Raw genomic sequence first — 15478 nt, 5'->3', positions numbered from 1 at the left:
AATAAGCCTGCCTGACGGTTAAGTACAGGGCAGGCTTATTGACGTTTGTCTGCTATTCTTATTTCATACGTTTATCCTGGCCGGAGATGTCAGATAATCTGTATCAGACAATATTAGATGTCTTCTTTACCGTCCCGCTCTTTTCCACCAACTGATCCAATGACTGGAAAGTATACCCCATCTCTTCCCATTTGCTCAGCAGTTCATCGAGAATCTGGGCATTTGTGCTGGAGGTGCTGTGCAGGAGTACGACGGCGCCGGGGTGGATTCTTCCGATAAGTTTACTGAAGGCCTCCTCTTTTGAAGGCTGCTTATCCTGATACCAGTCTACATAGGCAAGACTCCAGAAGAAAGTCTTATAGCCCAGTTCCTGTGCCATTTTCAGGTTGCTTTCACTGTATTTGCCCTGGGGCGGGCGATAGAACTTGGTCATGGGCTTACCGGTAGTCTCTGTGTAGAGGTCTTCCAACTCCTGAAGTTCCTTGGAGAAGGAATCTATGGTGGATATTTTGGACATATCCGGGTGATGGAAGGAATGATTGCCCACGGTGTGGCCTTCCTTGACCATCCGTTTCACCAGATCAGGGCTGGTGGAGATGAAATTTCCAACCACAAAGAAGGTGGCCGGGGCATTGTGCTTTTTCAGTGCGTCCAGGATGGTGGCTGTATTTCCGTTTTCATAGCCGCAGTCAAAGGTGAGGTAAATGACTTTCTCTTCTGTATTTTCGGCATAATAGGCATCGTACTGTTTCAATTCATCGAAGGTGGCGTTTGCCACAGGCGGTTTGCCCTCCTCCTGAAAACTAAGGCCCCAGTTGCCGTCAGCGGAGGTGGAGACGGATTCTGCCTGCCTGCCGTTTACCGCCTCGGCAATAAAACAGCCGGCAAAGTAGGCTGCGGCAAAGAGAAGAGCGATTGCCAGAAATTTTTTAATTGGAATGTTATGTAGCATAATAAGTCCTGGAAGGGTTGTTTATTCTATCATATTTCCTTTGCAGAGGTTTTATGACAGGACTTAAAGTTTGCGGATGCGGAGCATGCTTCCGGTTAGCCGTTATTGAATTTTCTGTTCAAAGTCCCGGATTGTCTTGGCCCTGGCCGCGTATTTGAGCCACTGGTTCAGAATTTCAGTGTCATTTTGTTCCATAATATTTCGCTGCAGTTTCTCAGATACATCACCCAGATCCTTCAGCAGAACCACAATACTCTCTGCCTTTCCCAAAGCCTCTCCCAAGGCCAGTCCTTTTGCCTCTCCCAAAGCCAGTCCTTCTGCCAGTCCCTGAGTCCTTTTAGCTTCCAGTTCATCCTCCATTAATTCTTCTAATGCTTCACACATAATCTTCGCCTCCTTGAATTTATCTTTGTTTGCACGGACAATAAGATCCATAACGGATTTATACAGGTTATTACCTTTATGCTTTCCATACTGCTCAATCAAATGTTTTGCCGTCTCTGTTTCTTCCAGTTCATCTGTCAGGCTTTTCAGCCATAGATTCTGTTCCTCAGACAGTTCCTTTGTCAGGATCAGCTGAATTGGGATATTATCTCCGGTGATATAATAAATGCCATCCTCTTCTCTGTGGATTTCATAGCCCCGTTCCTCTGTCAAGTGCCGCATGAGACTGCGCGGATACCGGTGGCATACAAAGGTTATGGTAATATCATGGATGGCGATGCTGTCAGCCTGCGCGGTATCTGCCTTATAAAAACAAGTATAACCATAAACCTTATAAAAATCATCCACACTCAGATAATCTTTAGGACTTTTATATTCCACAATATTGTGCGTCCTGAAAATCCTTCCGATATTTTTCCGGATAGAAACATCTCTTTCTTTTTTTACGATCAGCACATCGATTTCCTTTGGTTTTGTACCCAATTGATGTTCGTTTTCAAAGAGCAGCAGATCTGCCTCTGCTTCCAGTTCAATTTGAATCCCGGCGTAAAAAGCAGGATGCCACTGCAGGGCATGCGGCTGCTGTTTCCGTTTTTCCATATAAAACCTCCTTTTTTAATTATAGACGCAGGAGGTTTCTAACCTTTCCGAAAACTCCTGCAAAAAATGTGGTGAAAAGCACGAATTTTCCGAAAGGACAGGCCGGACATACGTCGACCCGTTATTATGAAATGATATAAGATATTATGAATCCCAAGACTGATTCAAAAATAGAAAGATGATCCAGAAAATATGCTTTTTTAATTTTAGCACAGGCCTTTTCTGCCGGCAACAGGTATTTCCGGTTTACATGTAAAACTTAGTGTAGTTTAGCAGGAGAATGGATTGGTAACTGCCGGGCGCGGCGCAGTCAGTAACCACTTGCCGGCGCAGCAATGTTACTGTTTACTGTGTGCCCGGCAACACGCTTCGCGATGCACAGATATGGAGCAGAATGCTCCATATCGCGCTGGCTGCCTCGGGATTTTCGTGCCCTCGGCCTGAAAATACCTCGCGGGACAGTGGCGTGTGGACAGCAACACAGCAATAACAGCGTCAATAACGACCGGCAATAATCGCTTGAATTCTTAACAGAAATATGATAAATTGAAGACGGAAAAGAACACAACAGCCAAGCGCGGCTGACCTCTGAAAGTAAAGGATACCACCCTGACATGCAAAGGTTTAAGGGTGGTTTTTATATGCAGTAAGACACCTAAAAAAAGCGGACTTTAACATTAAGGAGAGATTATGGACAGTAAACTAATATTTTTTGACATAGACGGCACACTTGCAATGGAGCCCTCCGGGATCATACCCGACAGTACCAGGGCTGCGATTGCCGGGGCAAAGAGAAACGGGCACCAGGTGTTTGTCAATACCGGAAGGACGTATTACAGTATCAGTGAGGAAATCCGTTCCATGGACTTTGACGGATATGTCTGTGGCTGCGGCACCCACATTTATTACAGAGGCAAAAAGCTGCTGGAATCCGCAATTCCCCATGATATGTGCGTGAAAGTTGCAAAAATGCTGAGGGATGCCAAGATCCCTGTATTTTATGAGGCTGACAAGGCTATATATTTTGATTTCAGTTACCCCAATCCATGGCTTCAGGAGGCAATACAGATATTTGCGGCGAAAGGGAGAAATATCGAAGAGTTATTTCGCGATGAAAACCAGACTTATGATAAATGTCTTATATTCCTTCCGGACACAGAAGCAGCCGGGGAGATAAAAGTATTTCTGGATGAACATTTTTACTGCATCCCCCGGGGCGGCAATGTCTGGGAGGTGACGCAGAAAGATTACACAAAGGCTACAGGAATCCGGTTTATGTGCAGCCATCTGGATGCAGATATGGAGAACTGCTTTGCTGTAGGCGACAGTGAGAATGATCTGGATATGCTGAAAGCAGTAAAGAACAGCATAGCAATGGGAAATGCCAAAGAAGAGATCCTCCCGTACTGCAGTTATGTGACAAAGGGAATCGAGGAAGATGGAATCCATTATGCGCTGAAACATTACGGAATAATATGATGCGCATTGTCATGCACAGCTTATCAAAATCAATTATCAGACACAAGACACGCTCTTAAACAATCAATAATAATAGAGTCCCACCCAAAAAAGCAACTGCCCGGCATAAAATTGCCGGACAGTTGCTTTTTTGCATTTCTTTTTCCAAAAGGAAATCCCTTTGATGATTATTTGGCTATTCAGCGCAAAAAGTATTTAATTTAGAAAAAGTATCTGATAATTAAATAATCGTATTTATCAGAAAAATTAATCAATAACAAATTCCTTTGCAATTCTACAGTATTTCCGCAGAAAAATACACCATGCAAACAGCCAAAATCGAAGAAAAATATGTAAATCTGCAAAGATATTACCAAAATATGTAAAACTGCAAAGAACAGGAAAAGGAGTGGTAAGTACATTTTCTACAAGAAATGCTATATTAAACATACCAAAAATATTAAATATTATGCAAAGGAGATGTATTTATGGGAAGAAAATGGAAGGTATTGACCGGTTTGGTGCTTGTGGGGACAATGTTGGCAGGATGTACGCCCGGAACGGCAAAAGAGGGCGATACGGCTGAAAGCAAGACAGAGACAAAAACGGATGCAGGTGACTCGGGGGATAATGCTGCTTCCACAGAAAAAATTGAACTGAACATGTGGGATTTAAGGACAGAGGGTGCCGGAGCGAAAATGATAGACACCATCATCGAGAATTTTGAGAAGGAAAATCCCAATGTCACCATCAAGCGTACCGCTTTCAAGGTTGCAGACCTGAGAAATACCATCAAGCCTGCCATCAACAGCGGAGAAGGCCCGGATATCTTCAGTTATGACGCCGGTGCCGGTTATCTGGGCGTTCTGGCAAATGCCGGTCTGGCAATGGATCTGAGCGACTACAGGGAACAGTATAAATGGGATGACAGGTTCCATGACTGGGCTCTGGAGAAAACCGTATACGACGGCAAACTGTACGGTGTAGCCAATGAGCTGGAAATGCTGGGCGTATATTACAACAAGAAAATGTTCGAGGAGGAAGGCATTGAAGTACCGGAGACTTACGAAGAGTTTATGCAGATATGCCAGAAATTCAAAGACAAAGGCATCACGCCGCTTATCATGGATGACAAAGAGCAGTGGCCGGGATTTCACTATGAGTCAATCTGGCTGAACAGTTTTGTGGGAGCGGACAGAGTAAAAGAAGCGGTAGCGGGAAAAATACCCTGGACAAGCGAAGGATTCGGGGCAGCTCTTGATGAACTTTACAGTGTGTTTGAAAAGGGATATGCCACAGAGAAGCCTCTGAGCCTGGCATCCGAAGATGCAAATAAAGCATTCTACGCAGGGGAAGGTGCCATGCGTGTGACCGGTACCTGGCTGGTATCCGCGTGTGTGGAGAATATGAAGGACAATGTGGGATTCTTCTTCGTACCGGTAGCGTCGGATGATCTGGACAACTGCCCTCCGGGGGGACTTGGTGAAGCTGTAGTTGTAAATTCTAAGACGAAATATCCGGAAGAGACAGTAAAATTCCTGGACTATATGTTCCAGCCTGACAACATGGAACTCTGGTATGAAGCAGGTCTGATCCCCTCTGTAAAAGATGTGGATTACAGCGCCTACGAAGTCAGTGAGCTGTTCAAAGATGTGGTGGATGAGATCAACGCGTCCGAGAACCTTGGCGAGAATATAGACGTGCTTATGCCGCCTAAGGTAAATGATGTGACACAGAACTACGTGCAGCAGCTTATTGCGGGCAAGATTGACGGAGCTGCCTGTATGGAACAGAAGCAGAAGGCATTTGAGGAAGAGATCGAGGCAGGAAACTACTCAGTAGAATAGGCGGCAGAAGCATACCTGTGAACATTCTATTGTTATAAATCAGTGAGGGGCTGCAGGATTCTGCTGCAGCCCTGTCACGTGCAGCGGGAAGGGTGTTTTTATGGATAAAAGAAAAAGGATGTTGCTGAAAAACTGGATGGGATGCTTTGCTTTTGCACTTCCGGCACTGCTGTTCTACTGCCTGTTTCTGGTGATACCTATTTTTTCAACTGTGAGGATCAGTTTTCATGAATGGAACGGAGCGGCTCCTTTCATGAAGTTTGTGGGTCTGGATAATTATGCAAGGGTACTGAAGGACCCCATTTTTTATAAAGCATTGGGGAACAATGTCATCTGGATACTGTTTACCATTTTTGTTCCTGTACTTCTGGGGCTGATCTTTGCGGTGATGCTGACACAGAAGTATGTAAAAGGAAAATTTCTGTACCGGCTTACCTATTTCATGCCGAATGTGGTTTCGCTTGTTGCAGTCGGCATCGTATGGGGATGGATCTACAATCCGGAATTCGGAATCCTGGGAAGGATGCTGAATGCTCTGGGAATGCATGGGGCCGCGGGAATCGATTTTCTCGGGGATGAGAAAATGGTCATATGGTTCCTGGTGCTTGCGGGAAGCTGGACCTGTTACGGATTTAATATGGTGGTATTTCTTGCGGCGCTGCAGGGGATTGATACCAGCTATCTGGAAGTGGCAAAACTGGAGGGGGCCAATGCCTTTCAGAAGTTTATCTATGTCATTGTTCCGCTTATTAAGGGGACGATCGTACTTTTGGTATCCAATTCACTGATCGGTTCGTTTAAAGTATTTGACTTGATCTATATTATGACGAAGGGTGGGCCTTATCACTCGTCAGAGGTTATTTCCACCTACATGTATAATTCAGCTTTTAATATGAATGATTACGGATATGGTTCGGCACTTGCTGTGGTTCTGGCTGTGATCATTGCGGTATGCTCCGGAATTTTCATGAAACTGACAGACAAAGAGTAGAGGAGGGGAAAATATGAGTGAACACACAGCGGCCAGGCGGCACCTGGTCAGTATTCTGACACATGCCATATTGATCTTATTTGTGCTGGTCTCCGTTCTTCCCATCTTCTGGATGTGGATGGCAGCAATAAAGCCCTTTGACCCTTCCGTAAACGATCCGTTTGCATTTCCGACTTCAGTGACCTTTGAATACATAAAAGAAGCATGGACAACCGGGCGCATGGGCGGCTATATGAAAAACAGCATTTTAGTGGCTGTACCCAGGGTTTTTGTGGTGCTGCTGCTTTCGTCCATGGCAGGGTATGCCTTTGGCAAACTGAAATGGAAAGGGAGAAACCAGATTTTTTATTTTATTCTCATAGGTATGATGATACCGATCAATGCCATGATCATACCGCTTTACTATAATGTACAGCAGCTTGGCATGATCAACACACTGCAGGCTATGATATTGCCGTACTTTGGGCTGTCCATGCCGTTTGCCTGCTTTATGATGCGGTCATTTTTCCGGGAACTGCCGGATGAACTGATAGAGTCGGCCACCATTGACGGGGCCGGAAAGTGGAAGGCGTGGCTGTATGTTATGATTCCGCTGACAAAACCTGCTCTGACTTCCCTGCTGATTTTTGAATTTATGTGGTCCTGGAATGATTATCTTCTGCCCATGCTGATGGTGTATGACGATAAATACAGGACGCTGCCTCTGGGGCTTATGTATTTCCAGGGGGAATATACCATGAATACATCGCTGATAGCGGCGGGAGTGACCATTTGTACGGTGCCGATCATCATTGTATATTCCATATTCCAGAGAAGTTTCGTTGACGGTATCACTGCCGGAGCCGTGAAGGGATAGCAGCAGAAAAGGCAGCAGCCGGAGCAAAGAACGATTTAAAATAGAGGAGGAAAAATTTAATGAGTGTAAAAGCAGCAATACTGGGGGCCGGAAATATGGGAAAAGGCCATGCCAAAAGGCTCCTGGAATCAGGTGCACAGATATCCTGCGTATGCGACAAGAGCAGGGCAGCCAGAGAGGCTTTCTGTGAGGAAATACCGCAGGAAAATATACAGGAATACGATGACTTTGACAAAATGCTGGATGAAGGTGATTTTGATGTATTGTTCATCTGTCTTCCGCCCTTTGCCCAGGACCATCAGTTTGAGCGTGCCGCAGAGAGAGGAAAGCACATTTTCATAGAGAAACCGATTGCTCTAAATACAGAGACAGGGAAAAGAATGGTGGAGAGTGCCGCGAAAAGCGGGATTATCACCAGAGTCGGATTTCACATGAGACAGGGGACAGCGGTTAAAAAAATGAAGGAGCTGATCGCGTCCGGTGAGGCGGGAAGGCCGGTGCTGTTTCACGGACATTATTCCTGCAATTCCCTTCACACACCCTGGTGGATCAATGTTGATCTGTGCGGCGGACAGATCTATGAGCAGGCAATTCATGTCTATGACTTATGCCGTTACCTGATGGGAGAACCAAAATACGCCGCAGGTGTCATGGGAAATGTATGCCACAACCATATCCATAACTACACAGTAGAGGATGTAAGTGCCTCCTTTGCCGGATTTACCAACGGTGCTGTGGCCGCTATCACTGCCAATAACTGTGAGGTCCCGGGAGAATGGATTGGCAGATTCAAGGTGGTATACGAGAAAGTCACCGCTGATTTCCGTGACTTTAACCATGCGGTCTTTACTTACACGGGTGAAGGCGGGTTAAGGACAGAGACGGTAGATTCTGAAGAGGACGCATATCTGGATGAGGTCAGAGAGTTCCTGGAATGTGTCAGAGAAAAGAAACAGACAACATGCGACATCAAAGAAGGTTATAAAAGCCTCTGTTATGTGGAGACCGTGGTGGAATCCGCAGGCATGGACGGCATAAAAGTAGGTTTACATAAATAAAGGAGGACACACATTATGAAACAATTACTCTTAGGACGAAACGGAAAGCCTGTTTTGGAAGAATATCAGGAAATGCCTCTGCAGGCAGGTTATGTAAGAGTGGTATCGGATTACGGTGCGCCGAAACACGGCACAGAACTGCACGGATATGAGAAAAATCCTTTTGCAAAGGTTTACTACGATGAGAGCACACACATTTTCAGACCGAGAGAAAAGGAGCTTGTGTATGACGGAACATCCGGCCTGGGAAATATGTGGGTGGGCAGAATCACCGAGATCGGCCAGGGCGTAGAGGGCCTGGAGACAGGGCAGAGGGTTGCCGGATACGGCAATCTGAAAAACACCCACACAGTAAAGGCAGAGGATGTCCTGGTCATGCCGGAAAGTATGACCTGGAAGGAGGCAGTCTGCTATGATCCCCTTCAGTTTGCCCTGGGGGGAATGCGGGACGGCCATGTACGTCTGGGCGATAAAGTGCTGATCTCCGGTCTTGGGGCTATTGGACTTATGGCTGCCCAGGCTGCAAAAGCGGCGGGGGCTTCCCTTGTTGTGGTAACAGACCCCATAGAGAAAAGGCGGCAGGCTGCGCTGGATAATGGCGCGGATATGGCGTTTGACCCGACGAAGGAGGATTTCGGGCTGATTTTAAGGGATAAGACAAACGGAATCGGTATGGATGTTGTGATCGAGACAAGCGGAAATTATAAGGCAGTGGAGCAGGGAATCCGGGCTCTTGCCTATGGAGGAAATTTTGCCATGGTGGGCTGGCTGGGAGAATGCCATATTCCCATCAATCTGGGATATGAGGGACATTTTAACCAGTGTCATTTTTACTTTTCACGGGCATGCAGTGAGCCGAACAATGACTATCCGAGATGGAGCTTTGACAGAATATGCCAAGAGGCATGGGATATGCTCTGTAAAGGCATGTTCTCCTGTGAAAATATCGTTGATCCCGTGGTGGATTTTGATACCTGTGATGAGAGCTATCTGCACTATATTGTGGAAAACCCGCAGGAGAGTGTGAAGATGGGGGTTGCTTTTAAGAATCAGTAAATTTCGAGGCAAGATTCAGACAGCCTGACGGGAGGGACTGCAGAGGGGGCAGTCCGGGACGCAGAGAGAGGAGACAGCATGAGTGAACGTTTAAGACCTTTGATACAGCGTGCGGTGCTGGATATCGTGGAGTATGATTACCAGACCAGAACAGAAATGGTGCAGCTTAACCGGCAGATGCCGTTTTGTGTAATGTCCTATCTGAAAAAAGGAGAGGCCCTTCTGCGCATTCAGGGCAGAGAGTACCGCTGCAGGGACGGGGATGCTATTTTTGTGCCTCCCAATGTGATCCATGACCATGTAAAGGTATCCAGGGAGGAGTCGGAATTTTTGTGGTGGCATTTTAACTTCAGGACAGCTTACAACATAGATGTGCTGAGTCTGCTCAAACTGCCCTGCAAAGTCCATATGGAAAACAGCAGCGAGTTTGAACAGAAATTCTTTGACTATATGGAAGCTATACAGAATGAAGAGACGATTGCCGATATGATATATAAAAATGCAAAAGCGCTTGAAGTCCTGGCATGCATCTTTGACAGCTTTCTGAAATCAGAAAAAACCCAGCTTGCACCGGATATTCCGGCGGTGTTTATGGATATTTTTGACGATATCTCCCAGAGACCCACAGCAGGCATGAATCTGAAGACACTGGCAGAGAAATACCACATGAATCCCACCTATATCTCCAACAAATTCAAGGAGTATTTCGGAATATCCCCTATTTTTCTGCAGAGAAATATGTTGTTTGAGAAGGCGAAGGACTATCTGCTGTCCTCTGCCATGAATATAAATGAGATTTCCGAGGAGCTGGGATTTTCCGAACATGCGGTGTTCACCAGGTTTTTCACGGAAAAGGCCGGAATCTCCCCAAAGGAGTTCAGAAATACAGGGTTTTAAACCTCAGCTACTGGGTATATTTTGTCTCCTCTTTTAGGTATTCCCGAAACTGGCTGGGCGTAAATCCCATGGCCCTGCGGAACTGGCTGCAGAAGGCAGCCGCATCCCGAAACCCGCAGGAGTAGGCAATCTCCGTGATGGTATACCGGGGTGAGCGCAGCATACTGGCAGCGGTGCGAAGCCGCAGACGCATCAGGTACTGTTTGGGTGAGATGTGTTCCTCCTCCATAAAAATGCGGTACAGATAAGAGCGGTCCACACCGATATAGGATGCAATATCAGAGATTCGTATATTGTAGCTGTAGTTGTTGTTCATATATTCCATGGCTTTTGCCAGATACTGGCGGGGATATTCTTCCCGTCCGGCCGGCTCCGGGCTCTGCATGGTGCCCAGGAGCTGGAAAAAATGTCCTAACAGAGTCAGGCTGTTCTGCCCCCGGGAGAGAAAGGAATCCAGAAGTTCCAGAACATGGGCAATGACAGCCTCTCTCTTTTTTTCGTCATCGGGACAGAAGTACACACAGGAGTTCCGGAAACATGTTCTCTCCAGCAGGTCTTTCGCACTCATGCCGTCAAATCCCACCCAGGCGTACCGCCACGGTTCCTTTTCGTCAGCCTGGTAATAGGTGGACTCCATGGGGGAGATGAGGAAAGCATCCCCTGCTTTCAGATGATAGGTTTCCCCGTTTCGCTTATAGATCCCCTTTCCGTCCAGCACCACGTGGATGAGATAGTGGGGACGGACAGCCGGGCCAAAGGCATGTCCGGGGGCGCATGGCTCGGTGCCGCAGAAATAGATGGACAGGGTACCGGATGGTTCTGGGTTCATTTTGCTCACTCCTTTATCCGAATAATTACCTATATGCGTTACTATTCACAGCCCTGCAAAAAGCGCAGTTCTGTGAACAGTAACACGCTTCGCGATGCACACAAAATGCAATAAATTGCATTTTGGCGCTGGCTGCCTCGGGATTTTGCTTCGCAAAACACCTCCCGGAACATTGGTCGTGAATCGTAACCTACATGCAACATTTTTACAATTATAAGAAACAAATAAGATAGAATATTTTCTGCTCTGATTATATAATAAGAACCATCAGAAAACAACAGAAACGGAGGAAATGATAAAATGGCTAAGATTACTTTTATGGGTGCAGGAAGCACCGTATTTGCAAGAAATGTACTTGGCGACTGTATGTGCAGCCCGGCACTGTGTGACAGCGAGATCGCATTATATGATATTGACAGAAAACGTCTGGAGGATTCCGAGATCATCCTCAATGCAATCAACAAAAATGTAAACGAGGGACGTGCACATATCAAAACTTATCTGGGCGTGGAGAACAGAAAAGAAGCGCTGCGGGATGCAACATTTGTTGTAGATGCTATCCAGGTGGGCGGATATGATCCCTGCACCATCACAGATTTTGAGATCCCGAAGAAATTCGGCCTTCGTCAGACCATTGCAGATACACTGGGAATCGGCGGTATCATGAGAGGGCTCCGTACCATTCCGGTACTGGAAGGTTTTGCAAGAGATATGGAAGAGGTCTGCCCGGAAGCGCTTTTCTTAAACTACACAAACCCCATGGGCATTCTGTCCGGATATATGCAGCGTTACACAGGCGTGAAGACCGTAGGTCTGTGCCACAGCGTTCAGGTATGTTCAGAGAAGCTGCTTGAAAAGCTGGATATGAAGGACAAGCTGGAAGGCCGTGTGGAGACCATTGCGGGTATCAACCATATGGCATGGCTGCTGGACATCAAGGATAAGGACGGCAATGATCTGTATCCGGAGATCCGCAGAAGAGCAGCAGAGATGAATGCAGCACAGAAACATGACGACATGGTTCGTTTTGAATATATCAAACACCTTGGATATTACTGCACAGAGTCCAGCGAGCACAATGCAGAGTACAATCCGTTCTTCATCAAATCCAAATATCCGGAACTGATCGAGAAATTCAATATTCCGCTGGATGAGTATCCGAGAAGATGTATTGAGCAGATCAAGGGATGGGAAGAGGAGAGAAACAGCATCCTCAAAGACGGTAAGATCACCCATGACAGAAGCAAGGAATATGCTTCCTATATTATGGAGGCAGTTGTGACCAACCAGCCGTACAAGATCGGCGGCAATGTGATCAACAACGGTTCCATTGAGAACCTTCCGGCAGACGCCTGTGTGGAAGTTCCCTGCCTGGTTGACGGAACAGGTGTGAACCCCTGCAGAGTCGGAAGACTGCCGGTACAGCTTGCAGCCATGAACATGAGCAATATCAATGTACAGTTACTTACCATTGAAGCAGCAGCGACCAAGAAGAAAGAATACATCTACCAGGCTGCCATGATGGACCCGCATACAGGTGCAGAGCTGAGCATTGATGATATTGTGAAAATGTGTGACGAGCTTATTGACGCACACGGCGACTACATGAAAATGTACAAATAAAAAATCAAAATATACGGATATTCAAGGGTACTGCAGATTTGCGGTACCCTTTTGTTACTGTTCATATGCCACTGTCCCCCGAGGTGTTTTCAGGCCGGATTCTTCCCCGGTAAATATTAAATTTCAATAAATTAGGGAAATGGCATATTAATGCAGAAAATTCATGATATAATACTTTATCAAACAATGACTATGCCAAAAGTACACAGAATGCATGATGCCCGGAAGAATAAACGGCAGACGGCAAAAGCCGGCGGGCAGGTCTGGGAGACTTGTGTAAGGCGGATAAAGGAGAAAAACAGTATGGGATTCAATCCGATAAAAATGATGCAGGCCAGATCGGCCATGGCACAGTTTGAAAAACGCCATCCAAAAGTCCGGGGATTTCTGGAATCCGTATCCGCGGATGCACTTCAGGAGGGGACCGTGGTGGAAGTTAGCGTGACAACGCCCCAGGGAAAGAATTATATCACGAATATTAAAGTCACAAGGGAAGATATCGAGCTGTTTCAGGATGCCAGGCGCATAAGCCGGGGCCGGCAGCAGGAGAGAGAGCTATGAGAAATCAAAAAGGGCAGTCCCGCCGGGAAGATACAGCTTCCGGCGGAACTGCCCGTAATTATTTTATTGGATTTCCAGTGTGTCAACTGCCTCTTTGATCTGTTCCAGTGCCTTTAAGATCACATGGCGTGGGCTTCCCAGGTTCATCCGGAAGCAGCGCTCGCCCCCGTCACCGAACATGGAGCCTTTGTTCAGCCATACTTTGGCTTTGTGGATAAGAAATTCATCCAGGGCGTCACTGTCCATTCCGAGGGCGGAGAAATCCAGCCAAATCAGATAGGTGCCGTCCGGCTCCATGAGTTTAATCTGGGGCAGATTCTCTTTCAGGAAGCTGCGGACAAGTGCAACGTTTCCTTCCAGGTATTCCAGCAGCTCATTCAGCCAGTTCTCGCCGTAAGTATAGGCTGCCTTGCAGGCGTCCAGGGCGATGACATTGCCGGCCTCTATGCTGGCGCGCGAGATCTCTTTTTCAAAGGCTTTGCGGATCTCTTCATTCGGAATGAAGATGTTGGACAGGCCCAGGCCCGCAATATTGAAGGTTTTGCTGGGAGCAGTGCAGATAAGGCTGTGCTGGTTCATCTCCTCGCTTACAGATGCCCACTCTGTGAAGGTGTGGCCCGGCAGGATGAAATCGTGGTGGATCTCATCGGCGACCACATAGACCTGATGGCGCAGACAGATATCCGCGATCTTCTCAAGCTCTTCCTTATCCCAGATACGGCCGCCCGGGTTGTGGGGCGTGCAGAGGACCAGCATTTTGACGTCCTCCTCAGCTATCTGGCGCTCCATTTCCTGAAAATCAATATGGAAACGGCCGTCCTCTCCGGTTTTCAGGCAGTGCTTCACTACCTTTCTGTTATTGGCCACAAGTACATTCTTAAAGGGATGATAGACCGGCTGCATGATCATGACGCCGTCCCCCTCCTTCGTCAAAGCGCGCACAGCCGTGGCAATGGCGCAGACAACACCGGGGATGCGGACCATCCACTCCTCTTTCACATCCCAGCCGTGGCGTTTCAGCATCCAGGCGTGGATGGCTTCAAAATAATCATCGTGCACACCGGCATAGCCGAAGATACCGAATTTTCCGGCCTCCGCGATCACGTCACAGACTTCTTTGGGTGAGCGGAAATCCATGTCGGCTACCCACAGGGGGATAACGTCCTCCGGCACATGATATTCCTTTTTAAATGCGTGTTTTATGGAATTGGACCCGGTCCGGTCAATATATTCGTCGAAATTGTATTCTGGCATATCTTGTTCTCCTTTGCGTAACGGTATTTGCTTGCAACAGTATAACATTTTTTTTGAAAAATTCCTACCGGAAAAACATGATTCTGCAAGTTATACAAAGATAACTTCAATATTTCTGCAAAGTGCCGGAAGTATGTTTATTGCGGCATGAATAAGAAGATAGTATAATAGATATAATTATTATGTTGTAAATGGAGGGCAGGAGAATGAAAAATGTAGCAAAGGATTTTGAAAAGTCCAGGGACTTTTTGATATGTATTGACTCTGATGGCTGTGCCATGGACACTATGGATGTAAAACATATGCGCTGCTTTGCGCCGTGCCTTGTGCATGAATGGGATCTGGGGGATTACAGGGAGGATATTGTACGGCTTTGGAGGAAGATCAACCTGCTGAGCAGAAGCCGGGGAATCAACCGGTTTAAGGGGCTGGCTAAGATTCTGGTGGAGATTAACGAGAATTACGCCAGGGTGGACGGTCTGGATGAGCTGATCTACTGGGTCCAGACAACAGATGAGCTGTCAGATGAAAGCCTCAGGGAGGCATATGAGAGAACAGACAGTATCTGCATGAAGAAAGCATTGGAGTGGTCAAGACTGGTCAATGATTCCATTGTGATGCTCTCCAACAGCAGAAAGTCACCCTTTGACGGTGTGGAGGATGCCCTGAAGCTCATGAAAGGCAAAGCTGATGTGGTGATCGTCACAGCCTCCAACGGCAAAGAAATCCGCAGGGAATGGGAGGACAGCGGTCTTATGGAATACGCAGATCTGCTTCTGTCCCAGGAGTCCGGCACAAAGGAGGCATGCCTTCAGTCCCTGACAGAGCGGGGCTATGAGAAAGACCATGTGCTCATGATCGGGGATGCCCCTGCAGACAAAATGGCGGCAGAGAGCACAGGTGTCCTGTTTTACCCTGTTCTGGCATACCAGGAGACGGAGTCCTGGGAGGAATTTGCGGAGAAAGGGCTGCAGCATTTCCTGGAGGGCACCTTTGCCGGAACCTACCAGGAGGCAAAAATAAAAGAATTTTACGCCAATCTGGACATATAA

The 15478-nt window shown here is 47.0% G+C and carries 14 protein-coding genes; 10 read left to right on the top strand and 4 right to left on the bottom strand.

All coding sequences use genetic code 11. From position 1 onward, the window contains the following. Positions 1 to 103: 103 nt before the first annotated feature. Both pdaA and LC508_RS19190 read right to left on the bottom strand, forming a co-directional pair. Positions 104 to 952 carry a delta-lactam-biosynthetic de-N-acetylase gene (gene pdaA, locus LC508_RS19195; RefSeq protein WP_033144178.1) on the bottom strand — a complete coding sequence of 283 codons (849 nt, stop codon included), beginning with the start codon at positions 950 to 952 and terminating at the stop codon, positions 104 to 106. A 102-nt stretch (positions 953 to 1054) separates the two neighbouring features. Further along, on the bottom strand, positions 1055 to 1996 hold the full coding sequence (locus tag LC508_RS19190) for a 3-isopropylmalate dehydrogenase (RefSeq protein ID WP_118594065.1): 942 nt from the start codon (positions 1994 to 1996) through the stop codon (positions 1055 to 1057). Positions 1997 to 2686: 690 nt separating this feature from the next. Here LC508_RS19190 and LC508_RS19185 point away from each other — a divergent pair. The 7 genes from LC508_RS19185 to LC508_RS19155 all read left to right on the top strand — a co-directional run bounded on the left by LC508_RS19185 (position 2687) and on the right by LC508_RS19155 (position 10159). Continuing rightward, positions 2687 to 3475 (top strand): HAD family hydrolase, encoded by a 789-nt coding sequence (locus LC508_RS19185; RefSeq protein ID WP_033144181.1) that lies wholly within the window; start codon positions 2687 to 2689, stop codon positions 3473 to 3475. A 467-nt stretch (positions 3476 to 3942) separates the two neighbouring features. Continuing rightward, positions 3943 to 5301, top strand: a complete 1359-nt coding sequence (locus LC508_RS19180; RefSeq protein WP_103732497.1) for an ABC transporter substrate-binding protein — start codon at positions 3943 to 3945, stop codon at positions 5299 to 5301. A 100-nt stretch (positions 5302 to 5401) separates the two neighbouring features. Beyond that, on the top strand, positions 5402 to 6292 hold the full coding sequence (locus tag LC508_RS19175) for a carbohydrate ABC transporter permease (RefSeq protein ID WP_033144183.1): 891 nt from the start codon (positions 5402 to 5404) through the stop codon (positions 6290 to 6292). A 13-nt stretch (positions 6293 to 6305) separates the two neighbouring features. After that, on the top strand, positions 6306 to 7148 hold the full coding sequence (locus LC508_RS19170) for a carbohydrate ABC transporter permease (RefSeq protein ID WP_225305229.1): 843 nt from the start codon (positions 6306 to 6308) through the stop codon (positions 7146 to 7148). 59 nt (positions 7149 to 7207) lie between these two features. Continuing rightward, a complete protein-coding gene (locus tag LC508_RS19165; protein WP_103732498.1) occupies positions 7208 to 8206 on the top strand; it encodes a Gfo/Idh/MocA family protein in 999 nt (332 codons plus the stop codon). A 15-nt stretch (positions 8207 to 8221) separates the two neighbouring features. After that, positions 8222 to 9262, top strand: coding sequence for a zinc-dependent alcohol dehydrogenase (locus tag LC508_RS19160; protein ID WP_054351601.1), 1041 nt, complete (start codon positions 8222 to 8224; stop codon positions 9260 to 9262). A gap of 78 nt (positions 9263 to 9340) precedes the next feature. Next, entirely contained in the window at positions 9341 to 10159 is an 819-nt protein-coding gene (locus tag LC508_RS19155; protein WP_103732499.1) for an AraC family transcriptional regulator, read from the top strand. A 7-nt stretch (positions 10160 to 10166) separates the two neighbouring features. On the opposite strand, the gene LC508_RS19150 is transcribed toward LC508_RS19155, so the two are convergent. After that, positions 10167 to 10988, bottom strand: coding sequence for an AraC family transcriptional regulator (locus LC508_RS19150; RefSeq protein ID WP_103732500.1), 822 nt, complete (start codon positions 10986 to 10988; stop codon positions 10167 to 10169). A 300-nt stretch (positions 10989 to 11288) separates the two neighbouring features. Here LC508_RS19150 and melA point away from each other — a divergent pair, with 300 nt between their 5' ends. Together melA and LC508_RS19140 are read left to right on the top strand one after the other, a co-directional pair. Continuing rightward, complete coding sequence (gene melA, locus LC508_RS19145) at positions 11289 to 12611, top strand: alpha-glucosidase/alpha-galactosidase (RefSeq protein ID WP_103732254.1); 1323 nt, start codon at positions 11289 to 11291, stop codon at positions 12609 to 12611. A gap of 303 nt (positions 12612 to 12914) precedes the next feature. Continuing rightward, the gene (locus LC508_RS19140; RefSeq protein WP_033144189.1) at positions 12915 to 13172 is read left to right on the top strand and encodes a hypothetical protein; all 258 of its coding nucleotides are present in this window, start codon (positions 12915 to 12917) and stop codon (positions 13170 to 13172) included. Between the two features lie 63 nt (positions 13173 to 13235). Here LC508_RS19140 and LC508_RS19135 read toward each other — a convergent pair whose 3' ends face one another. Beyond that, positions 13236 to 14426 (bottom strand): MalY/PatB family protein, encoded by a 1191-nt coding sequence (locus LC508_RS19135; protein WP_103732253.1) that lies wholly within the window; start codon positions 14424 to 14426, stop codon positions 13236 to 13238. A 206-nt stretch (positions 14427 to 14632) separates the two neighbouring features. On the opposite strand from LC508_RS19135, the gene LC508_RS19130 reads away from it, so the two are divergent. Beyond that, the gene (locus tag LC508_RS19130; protein ID WP_103732252.1) at positions 14633 to 15478 is read left to right on the top strand and encodes an HAD family hydrolase; all 846 of its coding nucleotides are present in this window, start codon (positions 14633 to 14635) and stop codon (positions 15476 to 15478) included.

Origin of the sequence: Blautia parvula, assembly GCF_020215665.1 — a bacterium.
Classification (GTDB): Bacteria; Bacillota; Clostridia; order Lachnospirales; family Lachnospiraceae; genus Blautia; species Blautia celeris.
Note: the sequence above shows the minus strand (reverse complement) of the source record. Positions and strands in the feature narration are given on the sequence as shown.